General features: G+C 60.7%; 17 protein-coding genes and 1 pseudogene. 2 read left to right on the top strand and 16 right to left on the bottom strand.

All coding sequences use genetic code 11. The features are described 5' to 3' along the window. The 10 genes from SACAZDRAFT_RS01715 to SACAZDRAFT_RS22200 all read right to left on the bottom strand — a co-directional run. On the bottom strand, positions 1-885 hold an 885-nt coding region (locus SACAZDRAFT_RS01715), incomplete at its 3' end, for an acyl-CoA dehydrogenase family protein (RefSeq protein WP_005438066.1). Next, positions 882-1,583 (bottom strand): class I SAM-dependent methyltransferase, encoded by a 702-nt coding sequence (locus tag SACAZDRAFT_RS01710; protein WP_005438065.1) that lies wholly within the window; start codon positions 1,581-1,583, stop codon positions 882-884. The genes SACAZDRAFT_RS01710 and SACAZDRAFT_RS01715, both read right to left, overlap by 4 nt. A gap of 100 nt (positions 1,584-1,683) precedes the next feature. Continuing rightward, entirely contained in the window at positions 1,684-2,520 is an 837-nt protein-coding gene (locus SACAZDRAFT_RS01705) for a UbiA family prenyltransferase (protein ID WP_005438064.1), read from the bottom strand. A gap of 321 nt (positions 2,521-2,841) precedes the next feature. Continuing rightward, positions 2,842-3,099: a polymorphic toxin-type HINT domain-containing protein gene (locus SACAZDRAFT_RS01700; RefSeq protein ID WP_040927620.1), complete on the bottom strand. Its 258-nt coding sequence runs from the start codon at positions 3,097-3,099 to the stop codon at positions 2,842-2,844. 103 nt (positions 3,100-3,202) lie between these two features. Further along, positions 3,203-3,955 carry a transposase family protein gene (locus SACAZDRAFT_RS01695; protein ID WP_005438063.1) on the bottom strand — a complete coding sequence of 251 codons (753 nt, stop codon included), beginning with the start codon at positions 3,953-3,955 and terminating at the stop codon, positions 3,203-3,205. Between the two features lie 179 nt (positions 3,956-4,134). Beyond that, positions 4,135-4,548 carry a hypothetical protein gene (locus tag SACAZDRAFT_RS22815; RefSeq protein WP_005438062.1) on the bottom strand — a complete coding sequence of 138 codons (414 nt, stop codon included), beginning with the start codon at positions 4,546-4,548 and terminating at the stop codon, positions 4,135-4,137. Beyond that, positions 4,545-5,309 carry a polymorphic toxin-type HINT domain-containing protein gene (locus tag SACAZDRAFT_RS01690; RefSeq protein WP_040927619.1) on the bottom strand — a complete coding sequence of 255 codons (765 nt, stop codon included), beginning with the start codon at positions 5,307-5,309 and terminating at the stop codon, positions 4,545-4,547. Before SACAZDRAFT_RS01690 ends, SACAZDRAFT_RS22815 begins: the two co-directional genes overlap by 4 nt. A gap of 937 nt (positions 5,310-6,246) precedes the next feature. Further along, a complete protein-coding gene (locus SACAZDRAFT_RS01685; protein ID WP_157606908.1) occupies positions 6,247-6,510 on the bottom strand; it encodes a Hint domain-containing homing endonuclease in 264 nt (87 codons plus the stop codon). 968 nt (positions 6,511-7,478) lie between these two features. Continuing rightward, a complete protein-coding gene (locus tag SACAZDRAFT_RS01680) occupies positions 7,479-7,841 on the bottom strand; it encodes a hypothetical protein (protein ID WP_040927617.1) in 363 nt (120 codons plus the stop codon). A gap of 145 nt (positions 7,842-7,986) precedes the next feature. Then, on the bottom strand, positions 7,987-8,523 hold the full coding sequence (locus SACAZDRAFT_RS22200; RefSeq protein ID WP_157606907.1) for a hypothetical protein: 537 nt from the start codon (positions 8,521-8,523) through the stop codon (positions 7,987-7,989). Between SACAZDRAFT_RS22200 and SACAZDRAFT_RS23100 the strand changes: the two genes are divergently transcribed. Then, positions 8,428-8,661 (top strand): hypothetical protein, encoded by a 234-nt coding sequence (locus tag SACAZDRAFT_RS23100; protein WP_198283953.1) that lies wholly within the window; start codon positions 8,428-8,430, stop codon positions 8,659-8,661. The two genes, SACAZDRAFT_RS22200 and SACAZDRAFT_RS23100, sit on opposite strands and share 96 nt — an antisense overlap. A 511-nt stretch (positions 8,662-9,172) precedes the next feature. On the opposite strand, the gene SACAZDRAFT_RS01675 is transcribed toward SACAZDRAFT_RS23100, so the two are convergent. The 3 genes from SACAZDRAFT_RS01675 to SACAZDRAFT_RS22190 form a co-directional block, all read right to left on the bottom strand. Then, on the bottom strand, positions 9,173-9,700 hold the full coding sequence (locus SACAZDRAFT_RS01675) for an SMI1/KNR4 family protein (RefSeq protein ID WP_005438055.1): 528 nt from the start codon (positions 9,698-9,700) through the stop codon (positions 9,173-9,175). Between the two features lie 939 nt (positions 9,701-10,639). Continuing rightward, positions 10,640-10,900, bottom strand: coding sequence for a DUF7660 family protein (locus SACAZDRAFT_RS24220; protein ID WP_005438051.1), 261 nt, complete (start codon positions 10,898-10,900; stop codon positions 10,640-10,642). Then, entirely contained in the window at positions 10,897-13,056 is a 2,160-nt protein-coding gene (locus SACAZDRAFT_RS22190; RefSeq protein ID WP_232286333.1) for a polymorphic toxin-type HINT domain-containing protein, read from the bottom strand. Before SACAZDRAFT_RS22190 ends, SACAZDRAFT_RS24220 begins: the two co-directional genes overlap by 4 nt. Before the next feature lie 89 nt (positions 13,057-13,145). On the opposite strand from SACAZDRAFT_RS22190, the pseudogene SACAZDRAFT_RS01655 reads away from it, so the two are divergent. Then, positions 13,146-13,922, top strand: a pseudogene (locus SACAZDRAFT_RS01655) (IS5 family transposase); the annotation flags it as partial. Positions 13,923-14,290: 368 nt separating this feature from the next. Here SACAZDRAFT_RS01655 and SACAZDRAFT_RS22185 read toward each other — a convergent pair. The 3 genes from SACAZDRAFT_RS22185 to SACAZDRAFT_RS23540 all read right to left on the bottom strand — a co-directional run bounded on the left by SACAZDRAFT_RS22185 (position 14,291) and on the right by SACAZDRAFT_RS23540 (position 16,203). Continuing rightward, positions 14,291-14,545: a barstar family protein gene (locus tag SACAZDRAFT_RS22185; RefSeq protein WP_456300012.1), complete on the bottom strand. Its 255-nt coding sequence runs from the start codon at positions 14,543-14,545 to the stop codon at positions 14,291-14,293. 63 nt (positions 14,546-14,608) lie between these two features. Beyond that, a complete protein-coding gene (locus SACAZDRAFT_RS22180; protein WP_198283890.1) occupies positions 14,609-15,892 on the bottom strand; it encodes an RHS repeat-associated core domain-containing protein in 1,284 nt (427 codons plus the stop codon). Positions 15,893-15,939: 47 nt separating this feature from the next. Then, the gene (locus SACAZDRAFT_RS23540; protein WP_232286332.1) at positions 15,940-16,203 is read right to left on the bottom strand and encodes a hypothetical protein; all 264 of its coding nucleotides are present in this window, start codon (positions 16,201-16,203) and stop codon (positions 15,940-15,942) included. Positions 16,204-16,312: the final 109 nt, after the last annotated feature.

Genomic DNA, 16,312 nt, shown 5'->3' with positions numbered 1-16,312 from the left:
GGCCACCGCCGCGTCGGCGCGCCCGAGGCGAGCGCGCGCGGCGGACAGGTGCTGCAGGCCCCGTTCGGTGAGGTGTGCCGAGGCGGCGTCGACGGCCGACCGCGCCACGCCGACGTACACGGCGGCGTAGGAGGCGACCAGCCAGTGCGGCATCACCTGTGCCAGCAGGAGCGTGAGTCCCTCCACTCCCCCGAGCAGGGCGTCCGCGGGCACGGTGACGTCGAGGTGGAGGTCGTGGCTGCCGGTGGCCCGCATGCCCAGCGAGTTCCACGTCGGTTCGACGGTCACCCCGGCACCGGCCGGGACGAGGAAGTACGACACGACCGGCTCACCGTCCGACTCCGCCTCGGCCGCGCGCGCCGCCACGAGATACGCGTCGGCGTGTCCGGCGCCGGACACGAACGCCTTCGACCCGGTGATCCGGAACCCGTCGGCCGTCCGCGCGTAGCGCGTCGTCACCTGCGACAGCCGGGATCCCGCGCCGCGTTCGCTCATGGCCACGGCATACAGGGCCCCGGCCGCCGCGTCGGCAAGCACGCGGTCGCGGGCGACGAAGTAGCTCGGCGGCGCTCCCATCGCCCTGGCGACGTCGTCGGGAGTGTGCGCCAACGCGCCCGTCACCGACGCGTGCATGTTGAAGATCAGTGCGGTGGCGCCCGCGCCGGTGGCCAGCGCGGCGGCGACGTCGACGTAGTCGGCGAAGCTCGCGCCGGCACCGCCCAGCCGCGTGGGCACCATGAGTCCCAGCAGCCCCGCCGCGCGCAGGTCGTCGAAGTCGGCCTGCGGGAACGTCCCCGCCTCGTCGTACTCCGGTGCGCGGCGCGCCAGCACCGGAGCCAGCTCCCGCGCCGCCGTCAGTGGGCTCGTGCGTTCGGTGCGTGTCATCGCCGCCGTCCCACCGCCTGGAAGAGCGTCGCCGTCGACGCCGTGGGGCGCATGCGCACGTGGTCGGTACGGCCCGCCAGCCACCGCACGACGTCGGTGAGGTGTGGTCCGATCCCCCGCAGCCGCAGATTCACCCCGTGGGCGGCGCACTCCCGCACGAGCACGGCGCGGTCGACGAACAGCGCCGGGTCGTGGATGCCCGGAGGAGGCCCGCCGGGCACGCGCTCGGCCACGGTCACCATCAGAAACCGGCCCACCGCCGTCGCGGCGATGGTGTCGATCACGAGGAGCCCGCCGGGGCGGAGCAGCCGGCACGCTTCGGCGACGGCTTTCGGCAGGTCGGCAACGTGTTCGAGAATTTCCCCGGCGCTGACCACGTCGGCGCACCCGTCGGCCAGGGGCACGCTCAGCACGTCACCGCGCACGGCGGTCACGCCGTGCCGCGCGGCTTCGGCGAGCGCCGGGGCGCCGAGGTCCACGCCGACGTGGTGATAGCCCTTGCCCGCCACGTGCGGGGCCAGCAGGCCCGCACCGCACCCGAGGTCGACCAGCACGGCGCCGGGGCGTTCGGCGGGCGGCACCAGGGCCCCTCGCGCCGCTGCCAGCCAGTGCAGCGCCGCGAACGCGCCTCGGGGCCGCCACCACTCGCCCGCGAGGTCGTCGTACTGCGCCGGATCGTTGCGGCGTCGGCGCGACACCGCGCGAGACCGCGTTCGGACGTCCGGAGAAGCGAGCACCGATTCAGTGTGGCCGATCGCGAGATCACCGGCTGGCTTCGAGAACCGTCACGGTGAATGCTCACGCCACCATGGTGTGACCGGCGGTGAGCAGGAACGCGAGGTCGAGCAGAGCGACCACGAGCACCGCACGGAACGCCGCCCGCGACCCGTCTCGACGCCCGCGGGCAAGACCGGCCGCCAACACCGCCGCCGCGACCACGGGAACACCGATCGCCACGAGCGGCACCACCGGCGCGGTCACCGCGAGCACGACGGACGCGGCGAGCAGCAGCACCGCCGCCGCCGTCCGGCTGCCGACGGACCCGAGCCGGTGCGGCAGTCCCCGGATCCCGGTCGCCGCGTCCGCCGCCAGGTCGGGCAGCACGTTCGTGAAGTGCGCGCCCGCGCCGAGCAGGGCGCCGACGGCGGGCAACCACCACGGCGGCGCGGGCGCACCGGGCAGCCCGAGCACCACGAAGGTCGGCAACAGCCCGAACGACAGCGCGTAGGGCAGCACGGACAGCGGGGTCGACTTGAGGCCGAGGTTGTAGGTCCAGGCCGACGCCACGGCCAGCACGTGCACCGCCCCAGCGGCCGGCCCCGAAGCGAACGACGCGGGAACGCACACGAGCGTCGCGACGATGGTCGCCACGGCCAGAGCGCGACGGGACACCGTTCGAGTGACGGCGGGTTTGTCGATCCGCCCAGCGAGCCGATCACGATCCGCGTCGAGGACGTCGTTCAGCCAGCCCACCGACAACTGCCCGGACAACACCGCCACCGCGACCGCCACGACACCCGCCCCATCTCGTCCGGTACTGACGGCCAACCCCACGGCAACGGCGGTGACCACGACGGACGGCTCGGGATGACTCGCGCGCACCAACGCCAGAGCGCGCGCTGCGACGCTTCGCACGAGAAACAGTCTGACACGGCCAAGCGGTCCCGTCCGGGCGGAAGGCGGCGGCCAGTCACCAGGTGGTGGAACGTCGTTGAGCTGGACTTCCGATACTGCTCACCAGCATCAATTGGTCAGATACGTGCACACTCGCGCTACGAACACAACTCTCAGAACTAGCTTTCGACGCCGTAATCTGCTTTCCAGCTCGGCGCCAGACATCAGCAGCGCTTCCTGAGCGTTGAATCTTCGTCACAACGAGTTATGGACCAGCATTCAGAACAGCAACCTTTTCCTCGTCTGCTGCAATCTGCTCCGGCGACCAGTCGGGCTTGTAGATTAGATCAGGAGTGCCCCGTTGCAGTTGTGGACGAGGACCGGTGTCTCGCCGGCGAAGATGTGATAGGTGTGGAGCTCGTCAACGGTGAGGTTGTGGACCCGCTGATGCGCGGTCCGAGTGTCGATATTCTGGACTTGGACCCAGCTGCCGGAGCCGGTGCGCAACCAGTCACCACTCTGCAACTCCCCGGCCGGCACCCACTCTTCCAGGTCCGGAACCCAGAACGGATGCCCATCGGTGTCGGTGAGGATTTCCACCTCATCACCGGCTTGGCCGTCACTCTTAACACCGTCCTCGACAGCCCAAGGACGACCAAGGCTGTCAGTTCCGACGAAGTCGTCACCTATCGCAGAGGTTTATTCACGCGGCCGCGTAGAAGTATAGGGCGATAACTGCGGATATTGTCGTGTTGAACGTTGTGATTGGTCGGCGATAGTCTGTGTGGAGGATTCTCCAGACTTTGAGGTCAGCGATTGCCTGCTCGACAACCCAGCGGATCTTGTTGAGCTGCGTGTTGAATTCTTTCTCCCAGTCAAGAAGTTCCCGGTAGGCGGGTTTCTTGATCGGGGTGATGATGTGGTTGCCGACATACCCTTTGTCTCCGATCCAGTTCGCCGGATTTCCTGCCGACAGGATGTCAGGCTTGCCGAGGCAGTGAGTGTCGTGTCTGTTTCCGGGAGTCGGGTCGGAAATCCAGGCGATCCGTCCGTCGAGCGTGCAGGCCACCTGCACATTCATTCCCGTGGTCTTGTGCTTGCCGGAGTACAGATCTGGGCGTGAGGCCCATGACCAGCACGGAAGCAGTGTGCCGTCCACGACGTGCTGGACAGTCCCGTCGAACTCGTCCGCCGTTGGCACGTACGGGTTCAATAACCGGGCAATCAGTGGAGTCAGGCTCGTGATCGCCCGACTGATGGTCGACTGGGAGACTGCGTACGTTTCCGCCAGCTCAGCCTGAACCCGATTGCGACGGAGATAGGTCAGCGTGACGACGACGGACTGGAACAAACCGAGAATCGGCAGCCACCCACCACGTCCACCCGCCGCCTCGGCGTGAATCGAAGCGCAGAGATCCGCGATTCTCTCTCGCGAGAGCCCAGTGGTATAATACATGTCAGACGGCCCATTTTTGTGTGATTTGAGTGTGGTAACCCAATTCTCGCAATAAATGGGCCGTCGCCTACGTCGACACGCCGCTCAACGAACGCCTATCTTCCCGCGTGAATAGGCCTCGCAGTAGCTTCGCCAGACGGCCCCGGCGAGGCTACTGGTTCGCTCCCTCGGTTATCGGGTCATTCCATCTCGTCGATCTCAATACCGTATTCTCGACGCAAACTTTCCACCAAACGCTTCCGCCCATATCGCACCATGCCACGCGCCCACCACAACTTCCTGTCCATTCGAGGGAACACATCCGGGATCAACATAGGACGGAATCGTGCATCAGCCACTTCAACTCTCGCGCAGAGCTTCGACAGTTCAGGAAACACTTGCAGTTCCTCTGATTCCATTGCTTGCTCCAGCGAGTCCCGGGCTGTCAGTTCATTGGTGTAGTCTTGAGCATCGTTTGGGTAGCCACGCTCGCACTTATCAACGAATTCTTCCCAGCGAGCCAGTAGCGCCTCTGGCTTGACATCCCGCAACCGACCCGTTTTCTTGAAGAAGTCGACGAAGGCGACACGGAAATCGCTATGAGGATGAGTCATCGAGTCACCTCACGTTCAAAGTATTTGATTTCGTCTTCGGGGCGGAAATAGGTCACAATTTTTCCGCCTCTCTTCATGCCTAGCTTGCCAGTACTCAACTCGTACCTGATCAGCGTGCCATCGCTTCGCGCACCCTCCCGAACTCCAACCGGGCACGAACCGGGGCACATGAGCGCCTTAGAATCCGCAACGTATCTATCGAACCCGTCGTCGGTATCGTATTCAGGCATATCAGGAGTTCGGGTCAGATTGCCATCATCGTCCATGCCGAGTACATGCTTGTCGTAGTGTGCGTCCGCACTGGCGTTGCCATACGCTTCCCAATTGCAGTTGTGGACAAGGACCGGTGTGGCCCCCGCGAGCACATGGTAGGTGTGGAGGTCGTCGACGGTGAGGTTGTGGACCCGCTGATGCGCGGTCCGAGTGTCGATATTCTGGACTTGGACCCAGCTGCCGGAGCCGGTGCGCAACCAGTCACCACGCTGCAACTCCCCGGCCGGAACCCACTCTTCCAGGTCCGCAACCCAGAACGGATGCCCGTCGGTGGCGATGATGGTCTCCACCGCATCCCCAGCCTCACCATCGATATCGACGGTGACCTCGACCAGCCGCTTCTGCCCCTCACCGGTGATCGTGGCCGTCACCTTCCGCGACACCGACTCCCCGGTCTCCGGATCGGTGGCGAGAACCCGGTCACCAAGCTCGACCTCCTCGATCGGCTTGGCCGACCCGTCCGCCATCACCACCTTCGTGCCCGGCACGAAACTGTTCGACGTACACGACGCACTCAGTACTCGACAGCCTGGAGTTCACAGAAATAACCAATGGCGACAGCAATAGAGCGCCACACTTCAAAACCCTCATACATTGACGTTGCCGTCAGCTACTGCCGCCACAGCACCAAGGCCCTGTCAGATCACACTTGACAGGGATTCAATTTTCTCGATTCTCAACTATGAAGGAAACTTCGCCACTCGGGAAGTCCGGAGGGAAAATGGATGTGACTAGTTTTCGCGTCAATAAGTCGTGAATGAACCGCGTGGAGGATATAGGCAACATCAAGTACTGGAGCGGACGATGCCCAACTGCAAGCACTGGCCAAGTCCCACCGACAGGGACCCAAAGAAGCATGTCGCCATTATCCGTTCCACCCCACTGGATTAAATCATCCACCGTAACACTTAATGACGAGAGGAAGTCGCCAAAATCCCCCCTGGCGGGCGCACTAAGACCACTTCTCGCAGATTCAGTCCTGAGATTAATATCAAGGAACGGGTTGACAGCCCCTTCTTCGTAAATCCACAGGAAATCATCGAAGCAGCCGACACCGTACGCGCCAATCAACCTCCGATGATCCAAGGGGATCCTATCAGTACCCACAAGCTTTTCTCCGGGACTACTCGACCTCACCCTATCAGGCGGAGGGCAAGCGGCCATCAGAAGTTCCAGATCTTCCATTTCTCCCTACAAGTTTGGAATTCTTTCACGAACAGACCATCCGTAGCCATCCACAGCCTCGATCAAGATATGACTCGGAACAACCCCACCGTTTGCATACTCAGGAGTTACGCTCATCAGAATACTGTTCCCACTGTTTCGGACGTGAGCCGCGATCGCATCTTCAAGGTCAGAAATGGGCCCGTTGTTCGCCCTCTTCCCCTGGGTCACTAGATTACGAATGCCCATCGGTGGCAGTGATCATCTCTGTCGCCTCACCAGCCGCACCATCGACGTCGACGGTGACCTCGACCAGCCCCTCTTCCCCTCACCGGTGACCGTGGCCACCACCTTCCGCGACACCGTCTGCCCGGTCTCCGGATCGGTAGCCAACACGTAGTCACCGAGCTCGACCTCCTCGATCGGCTTACTCGACCCGTCCGCCATCACCACCTTCGTGCCCGGCACGAAACTATTCGACGCCGAACAATCGACCCCCTCAATACTCGACAGCTTGGAGTTCACAGAGACGACCAAAGGCGACAGCAACGGAGCGTCACACCGCAGAATCCTCATACGCTGACGTTGCCCTCAGCTTCTGCCGCCAAGCGCTCCCGCAGCGACCCTGGGGACGCTTTCGGCGGCGCGCCTCCCCCTGGATTTTCGGCGACCTACTCCCTTCCGCTAATTCCATAAACTATTTGATTCTGCGGATCATGCGCAATTAACCCATGGTTCGATGCAGATCAAGCAAGAGTGAGGAGACTTCACTCGAACGCGAACCGGAGATAGCAACGATTACGCACTCACTGGTGACGTAAATCGGAGAAGCCCATGGCGACTCGTTCATGTTCTGCTCCGTGAGATCTGGAAACACAGAGATCACAGATCTATGGAAATCCCCGATAACAGGACTTTCTTCAACGATACCCGTAAGGCCATCTGCCAGCTGATCGTAAACATGGGAGGCCTCCTCTGAGGTTGGAGGTTGGGATCGATTCCTGATACCAGAACACCAGGCCAAAACTCACCTGCGCTCCTTCGCAAAACTGACAGCCCGGCTCGGCAGGCACTTTAGCCTGCGAGGACCATACCCCAACGGTAGATGGAACGGCTGTGGGGCCGACCTGAACAACAGGGTCGGCCCCACAGTCACCACCTATCTATCCATACATCAAACACTCGTCTCACCCGCCATCAACCACCTCTGTGCCCGGCACGAAACTGCTCGACGTCGGACACGACGCACTCCACTCAACCCAGCACGCCACGTCTCCGACGGCCCAGACCTGCTGCTCGCACCTACTTCCCGGAAATTGTGAATTTTTCTTCACTGCAGAAAGTTTCGGAAAATCACTATTCCACCCTCAACTCCCAGCCGTCGTGACCGTGGAAAAATATTCCCGCCACCCTAGATAGAATTCCAGTCCAGGGAAACTGGCGGGAATTCAAATTACCGCTGATTATAATTCGGTGGGTGAACTTTGGCGTGTTCACGCTAGAGCATCTGCCTCCGCATGGTTCTCGGCAATCATCCCCCGGAAGAACTCCGAGAAGGTTCGATATCTCTCGACTTCCCCACCTGCAAGCCATATAATCTCTGCTGGCCGTTTTGACTCTGCCATACACGGCATGACAAGGATGTCGATGTCTGTTCGCGACGCGCCGATGGGAATCAAGCGGGAGAAACCTTCCCCTCGCTTGATCTCTGCCTCATCCTCGATCACACGCACAAGTTCCTCGGCCTCCATGTAAGCGTCGCTGCCGTAGTCTCCCGTCCCAAACAGGTCGATGTCCTGCAGGACAGCGGGCCAACCATCCGCATGTCGCAGGAAATCGGCATACTCAGGGTCCACAGGACAGTGCGTCACTGTAGCGATCTCCGCGATCCGCTCCGGCGCTGCTGGAGGCCGACGCGACTCATGACGCCAGAGTCCGTCTCGGTCATGAGCCGCCAGCCTACGCTTAGCCGTTTCCATTTCCGCAAGAAGCGCCGACCAATCAGACACCGCCACCCCTGTTATCCACCAGCACGAACCTCTTAGGACTGCACCCCACGGGGCAGCGTTGCCCCTGGGCAGAAAGACTACTATTCACCCGCTTCGTCATATCGATCCAGGTTGGAGGCATCCCATGGCCCAACCACATCGCATCCGGAGCATGCCCGGCGACACCAAAGTAGGGAGTTCCCGCCGCCGCAGCTCGGCGCCGCTCGTTCGCTGCCGCACGGGCTGCCTCCCTTCTGATGGAACCCGCGGTAGAAACCCGGCCCGTGGGCGATATCAGACCCCGCGCAATAGCGTCATTGGCTGCGTCTACGTAGTCTGCGAATTGCTGTACCTCTGCACCTGTAGCCCATGCAGGGATTCTGACTTCAGCTTCACCATTCGCGTTGCAGTTGTGGACGAGGACCGGTGTGGCCCCCGCGAGCACATGGTAGGTGTGGAGTTCGTCGACGGTGAGGTTGTGGACCCGCTGCGCTTCGGTGCGGGTGTCGATGCTCTGGACTTGGACCCAGCTGCCGGAGCCGGTGCGCAACCAGTTACCACGCTGCAACTCCCCGGCCGGATCGCATCGGCGAAATCGTCCGCACTCGACTCGGGCGACACCACACCCAAATCAATCGGCGCACTGAACCTCTTCCAACTTGCTGCACCAGTTCGACAGCCGACATGACAGATGAATGGACCCCTTGCTAGATGGGTTCACGACCAACACCACCCGTACCGTCAGAACAGGTGTCCCCTCGACCGTGACCTACGTGTACTCGGGTCCCAAGTTTGCCCTCGCGCAGACTGTCCGCGAAGACGAACTGCCCCGCAACATCGCCCAGAACATCAAGAGCACTACACCACGCCCAAATGCTCCGCCCGTTTACTGAGGCAGACGCCCATCAGCCCTCGGCACCACCCGAACCGACCGGCTGCACGCGCCACGCGAAATTGCCTCCGCAAAGGCGAGCTCCTAGCTACCAAAGTCACATCGACTACGACCAACGGGAAGTGACGGCAGACCCTCTAGCAATTCTTCAATTTGGCGGCATACTATGCAGTTTCCACCACGCCTCATCAAGGTTAGCGCGAGAACCCGGTCAAAATCGGCCCATGAGTTCAAACACGCGGGGATATCTGCCTTGGGCTGACGGGCACACATCTCCCCACAGCAACCCTCCGCCATGAACCAAGACTCAATAACGAATAAACGAGTGCTCAAACTCCGCGAATGCACTGGATATCAAATTCGTATCGAGTTGCCCATTGATCCATCGGAGCAAGAACTCGGTGCACGAAAAATCGAAGAACTCCCAGTCTCCGTCATAATCCTGAACCGCAATCCGCCGACGGACCTGAGAGTCATTCTTCTCGGGCACTAGCCAGTAGAGGTACTCACCGTCACCAGTGCTTGCCCAGGCGATCAGCCTGTCGTTTTCCCGGTCGATCGCAGCAGGAACCTCCTCCCCAGCTTCCCAGAGGAGTTCCAGCGCCATTTCCCGCTCGATCGCCCCGGACACAAGATCATAAGGCTCCCCTCGCCCTCGAGGTGAGTGAATCCAAATATGCCGGTCGAAACTCCCACCCCCGAACGTGTCGATCATTTCTCGATAATCACTTGGCATCAGAGCGCGAAGCTCTTCAGAGACATTATTCCAGTCAACCTCACCCGGCGCCTGCGGATACGAGACATTTGCCCATCGCGCCAACTCCGCCACAGACACCTCAGCTCACCTTTTCCTATTGACCATTGTGACATCTAGAGCAAATTTCACATTCCATGCGCAGAAATTGTAACACCCAAGGGGATGGAGCTACAATCATCGTTCGAATATGGGTTAATAACACCGAGGTCGATTATGGTACTTTTAGCGAGCTCGATAGCCCTCTGAATACTGTCAACAATGCTTTTCGTCTTAGGGGGTTTAGCGTGAGGCGTGTTGACATCGTCAATAATCCGCTGGCGGCGCGCCTCTAGCCAAGCTTGCCTTTCGAATTCGGCGCGGCCATCAACTTTCGAGTAATTCAAGTTCGGACTGTAACTAAATTGCCGCGTACTCCACCTTGCCCCTATACCAATATACCGCTGGATCGGCACTGCTACCCCCTCGATCACCTGGGGAGTAGTTCGCATTTTGAGCCACGCCGCAAGCCCGCCGTGGTCTTTCCGACCACGGCTACGACCACGAAAACACCGCCAGTTGCTACGTCAGCGCGGTATCCGCCCGTTGACCAGTCGACGCGGCACCTGTGACACAACTAGGCCGTGCGCTGGGTTGTCGAGCAAACCCTCGCGCTGCTGCGTCAGTTCCGCCGCCTGGACACCCGCCGGGAACGCCGCACCGACATCCACCACGGCCTCCTCGCCCTCGCCACCAGCATCATCTGCTGGCGCAGACTCCTAAACCGAATGTGTTAGGGACTCTTAATTCAGTAAGGGTTTTAGCTGATCCCAAGAAACCCTAACGCCCATACTTTCAAGCACCACGGAAAGGTCAGCAAAAGACGAAACCCCCACATCTTCCCTAGACCACCATAGCGCCTCACATTCATCACATACCCAAATTACGCTCTGCGTTGACAAAACCCTGCATTGATCAACCGAACCCTGATCACAACGAGGACATGCAATGGAATCTCTCATCGCGAAATGGACCGAAGAACTATTCGTACACGAGCGCAGCCCGAAACATCGCGGCAACCATCGCCCAGTCCGGAGTCTCGGGAACTGACTCTCCTATCACGTTGCTGAAGAACCCGTCCATCGAACGCGCCCACCGCCCAGCCGAGTCGACAAAGTCAACGGTTGCAGCGTTCTCAATCGCGAGTCTACCGTCTCGAATCTGTTCTGCCAGATCAATCAGGAACCGAGCTAGGTCTTCGCGATTTTGCACCTGGTTCAAGGCGTCATCATGCCATATCATGGCGTCCACTCCAGCGGATCGAAGTAGTTAATCATGATTGACCGTCCCTCATTCCTTGTAGTGAACTTCCACGCTTCATTAGCCACCTCGTCAGACGTCGCCATACGAAATGGCATTGGTGTACCAGCCTTCTGGAAGACCACGAGCCTTCTGTTGTCGAGCGCATACACCTGCCCTCCTTTGACAGTCAGTCGCACCGTTGGCAGATCATTTGCCTTGAGATAACCAGACCTCAACGCGGCAGCTGTCTGCTCAATGGTCTCTCCAGAGCTGAATCGAGGGCTGACAGAATCTTGGGAGAACCTCACCAAACTTGGCTCAATAGTACCGCCGCAGTTGTGGACGAGGACCGGTGTCTCGCCCGCCACCACATGATAGGTGTGGAAGTCGTCGACGGTGAGGTTGTGGACCCGCTGATGCGCGGTCCGAGTGTCGATATTCTGGACTTGGACCCAACTGCCGGAGCCGGTGCGTAGCCAGTCACCACTCCGCAACTCCCCGGCCGGAACCCACTCTTCCAGGTCCGCAACCCAGAACGGATGACCGTCGGTGGCGGTGATGGTCTCCACCGCATCCCCAGCCTCACCATCGATATCGACGGTGACCTCGATAAGCGTCTTCTCGCCCTCACCAGTGATCGTGGCCGTCACCTTCCGCGACACCGACTCCCCGGTCTCCGGATCGGTAGCCAACACGTAGTCACCGAGCTCGACCTCCTCGATCGGCTTGGTCGACCCGTCCGCCATCACCACCTTCGTGCCCGGCACGAAACTGTTCGACGTACACGACGCACTCCACTCGAAGTCGCCCCTGCCCGTCCCTGGGGAAGGGCCTCCCCTCGGTGCGCTGATCGGAACATGCGTGGTAATCGCATCGGCGAAATCATCCGCACTCGATCTTGGAACGACCACACCCAGATCGATGGGCTTCTCGTTCTGCACGGCATCAAGACGTTTGCGAATCTCCGGCGACAATGTGCGAGTCGGCTCCGGACGTTTGTGCGGAGCCAATACATCGCGACGCACCCGCGCAGCGCGCGCCGCAGCAGCCGCAGCCGCGTCCGACGACCTCGCGGCCGACATCGCGGCCGCAGCAGCATGCGCCTCCGCCCGTGAACCAACCCGCACGGCACCCTTGCCCAGCACGCCATTGACTGCACGTGCTACCGCGACACCACAGCGTCCACCGCAGAGCGAGACCGCGCGTTTCACCGCAGCCTTCAACGTCTTGGTCAGATTCCGCCAACCGCTGGTCCAGCTGTCGAAGATTCCCTTCAGTTGCGCACTGGTCAGCGGTTTCGGCGGGTCCGCCTTCGGAAGTGAGTCAGCCTTCTTCCCCTTGGTGGCCGCTTTCCCACCCGTGACGACCTTGAATCCCTTACCGATTTTGCTGACCGGGATCAGACCCGCCGCAGCCCAGGCACAACCACTCCACGAACCACCAATACAACGGACCGCATCGTTGTAACCGCTGATCTCCTTGATGCCCTCCCAGAGCCCACTCCAGGAGAAATAACCATTCGGATCAATGCGCCCGAGCGGGTCTGCGCTGGCGTAGGCGTAGCGGTTGCTGTTGTTCAGGTCCCGTGGGTCCAGGCCTGCGGTGTCGCGGCTGGCGAACGTGCCCGTGTCCGGCTGATACCACCGCGCACCCATGTTCACGTTCCCGCTGTCGGGGTCGGTGTACTGATGCTGAAAACCCAACGCCGGCTGCGTTCCCGCCTCAGCTTGCCGCTGCCCGAACGGGCTGAACGACCGCGAACCCGCCAACACACCCGTACCCGGATCGACCAACCCCACCAGATCGGTGTGCACATCCGTCCACGCCAACGCCGACACACCACCCTGGGCCACCCCCAACGGCAACCCACCCGGCGTGTACGTGTACTCACCCTGACCATCCGAGGCGACCTTGATCCCTGACCCCACATAGGACAAAGCGATCCCACCGGCACTGACCAACCGATTCAACGCGTCATAGCGGTAGTCGGTCCCACCATCGGCGACCAACTCGTCGAACGCGTTGAACTCCACCAACGTCGACACACCACCGGCCGTGCGCGACGCCAACGTCCCCCGCGGCGTATACGAATACTCGAGAACACGGCCGCTGGCGCCGTCGTCGTCATTGCCGACGGAGAATCCCTTACCCGTCACACATTCCACAACTATGGCCGGTTGAACGTCTCGACCTTAGAGCTCCTGACACGTTGGTGATCTTGGGTTGAGATGATCTTGGTGTGGTTGTGCCGTGGGTGGTCTCGGAGGAGTTGTGGGAGCGGATCGAGCCGTTGTTGCCGGTACGTCCAGCCGCCAGGACAGGGCCCAAGCCGCTGCCGGATCGGGCGGTGCTGCAGGGCATCCTGTTCGTGCTCTACACCGGCATTGGAGGGGAAGACCTGCCGCAGGAGTTGGGGTTCGGCTCGGGGATGACCTGCTGGCGGCGGCTGCGGGACTGGCAGGAAGCCGGGGTATTCGCCAAGTTGCATGAGGTGTTGCTGGCCGAACTGAATGCCGCAGCGGCGATCGACTGGTCCCGGGCCTGCGTGGGCGCCTCCCACGTACGGGCCAAAAAAGGGGGGCCCGACACCGGCCCGAGCCCGGTCGATCGGGGCAAGACCGGCTCAAAGCACCACCTGATCTGCGACGGTGGCGGTATCCCGCTGGCGGTAACCCTGACCGGCGGCAACCGCAATGACATCACCCAGCTCATCCCGCTGTTAGAGGCGATCCCACCGGTGCGCGGACGGCGGGGACGGCCCCGCCGTAAACCCGACGCATTGGTCGCCGACCGCGGCGACGACCACGACAGAGACCGAGATCTGCTCCAAAGACGCGGTATCCGACCTCTCATCAGCCGACGCGGCACCCGCGACAACAACCAGACCGTGCGCTGGGGCGTCGAGCAAACCCTCGCACTCTTACACCAGTTCCGCCGTCTGGCCACCCACTGGGAACGCCGCACCGACATCCACCACGGCTTCCTCGCCCTCGCCACCAGCCTCATCTACTGGCGCCGACTCACCAAAACAACGTGTCAGGAGCTCTTAATGCGTGGAGCCGGTTTCGTCGCTTCTCGCCCGGACTCGGGCCCCGTACTCGGCCCCTCCCTTTACTTACCTGCGAAGCATCTACACGCCCGGGAGATCGCCGCCGCGTGCGGTTCGGCCAGCAGCACCTCGTGCAGCCGGACAAACACCCCCGCCCCGGACCAGTCCGCAATCACCGCCAGCATGTCATATCGGAGCCGAACCCAGCTTCTGCGGCAGCTCCTCTTACCCGCCCTGGTGTAGAGCACAAACAATACCCGGCAACACTTGCCAATCCGGCAACGAATCGATCCGCAGCCATAACTCATCCGACATAACCCATCACACTCACGCCAAGATCATCAATGCGTTAGCGGACCGCGTTCAAGAACCTCAAAGGTAAATCGTTCAGATGGATCTAGGCTTCTATCCTCTATGGTTAAATCATTAAAAATGCTAACTATTTTATTAAATAACTCTTCACCAAGAGCGGAACGACTACAGGAAGCATGCTCCCAACGAATATGAACAGGGCGCTCCACGTCGCGACTAAGTCGATCCCAGAGGGCGTCAAAATTATTTCCATAATACGGACCGAAACCCAACATGTTTGACATCTGAGAATGAAAATCTCGCAGCGTTCGGATTTTCCTCCCATTAAGCACTACAACACCCACAACTTACCTCCAATTCGAAATCCTGTAGAAGCTTTCATAATGGTCTATAGTAACATACGCTAGACCATCACTTGAGCACAAGAGCCTCCATCCCGGCTGCTTATTTCGACCAATGCGGCTGCTGAGTCCAACATCAGCCTCGTACCAAAGACGACCAGAAGCGACAGGAAGCTTGCCATCTAAGTTCTTAAACGGGTCACCACCAATTTGAGCACCCTGAATATAGTGTCCGATTGATTTACCAGGCCGCCAACCAGCCGCCTCAGCTTTCTCTTTCGTTACGTAATTTGGCGGCAATTTGCCAGTTTCTCTCAAATAATCAATGAGCGGATTCGCCAGTTCGGCAACTTTTAACTGTTCCAAAAACTTCGCATGATTCGCGGCGTTTGCACCAGTTCCACATGCCCAAACCTGGGCGCTGCGGCTGCCGTCGGTCTTCGGCCGCGCCCCATCAGCACACGAGTCTTCGAGGTGGGCTGTGGCTGGTGGTAGAGGGCCGGGTTGGTCGATTCCGTGGTTGGTTTCTGGTTCGTAGGGGGTTGGTTCTCCGCCTTCTGGGTGTATGACGCCGAGGTCGATGATCGTTCGTTTGGCGGCGTCAATGGCTTTGCGGATGCTGTCGACGATGGTGTCCGTCTTGGGCGGTCGGGCGTGGGGTGTGTTGACGTCATCGATGACGCGCTGTCGCCTGGCCTGCAGCCACGCCTGGTAAGCCGCTTGGGCAGCCGCTTTGGCCGCAGCCACTCCGCCGCCGACAGCGACGCCTATACCACCACCCAAAGGCATCCAGATGTCCGGACTTCCTGGGGAACCGCCGCGCGGACTCGGGATCTTCCGCTTTGGAGTGGTCCGATGGACAAGCCACGCGACCTCGTCAACGAGGTTGGTATCAACCTCGTAGTAGTGCGGATCTCTGGAAGGATCGTAAGAAGAGGACTGAGGCGCTGGTGTATCGCAAATCCACGAAGCCAACCCCCCGCCAAGCCACCCACCAAACGCACTACCCACCCGAGAACCGAACGGACCGCCAATATAGGAACCAGCAAGCCCACCCAGACCACGACCACCCCACGTGAAACCGCCCCGACAGCTGAAGTGTCCCGACGGATCACCATTCGCCAGCGGGTCTGCGCTCGCATAGGCGTAGCGGTTGCTGTTGTTCAGGTCCCGTGGGTCCAGGCCTGCGGTATCGCGACTGGCGAACGTGCCCGTGTCCGGCTGATACCACCGCGCACCCATGTTCACGTTCCCGCTGCCGGGTTCGGTGTACTGGTGCTGGAAACCCAACGCAGGCTGCGTCCCCGCCTCAGCCAGCCGCTGCCCAGGGGCCGAGTTCAAGCTGAATACTTACCGCTAAGCAGCTTGAACGCCTTCTGCCTGTTTCGCTGCGACACCCACTTTGCTTCCACCACCCCAGACAGGAGCTCCCTGTATGCACTTGTTCCCATCTGGGAAATCCAACCCAAAGCAAGACCAAGCCAATAATCGCTGCGCATAGCGAACGCAGAGAAGGGCAGTTCAGAGAGATTGATTTGAGCCATTAGATGAGCCAACGGTAGCCCAAGCTCAGCCTCCTTCAGCTTCAACTCCTGAACCACCGACTCGTACCTTCGCTCAAGCAATGGCAATAGGAAGATGCGCGTGTCATCCGTGACCTCTCGAAACACCGAACCGGCCTTGATGAAAACGCTCCCACCTCGAGTGACA

Origin of the sequence: Saccharomonospora azurea NA-128 (assembly GCF_000231055.2) — a bacterium.
Classification (GTDB): domain Bacteria; phylum Actinomycetota; class Actinomycetes; order Mycobacteriales; family Pseudonocardiaceae; genus Saccharomonospora; species Saccharomonospora azurea.
Note: the sequence above shows the minus strand (reverse complement) of the source record. Positions and strands in the feature narration are given on the sequence as shown.

What these genes read in the sequence shown, in the direction of transcription:
- SACAZDRAFT_RS01695 (WP_005438063.1), bottom strand. Translation starts at nt 3,955, where the DNA reads ATGTATTATACCACTGGGCTCTCGCGAGAGAGAATCGCGGATCTCTGC.
- SACAZDRAFT_RS22815 (WP_005438062.1), bottom strand. Translation starts at nt 4,548, where the DNA reads ATGACTCATCCTCATAGCGATTTCCGTGTCGCCTTCGTCGACTTCTTC.
- SACAZDRAFT_RS24220 (WP_005438051.1), bottom strand. Translation starts at nt 10,900, where the DNA reads ATGATATGGCATGATGACGCCTTGAACCAGGTGCAAAATCGCGAAGAC.
- SACAZDRAFT_RS22185 (WP_456300012.1), bottom strand. Translation starts at nt 14,545, where the DNA reads ATGTCAAACATGTTGGGTTTCGGTCCGTATTATGGAAATAATTTTGAC.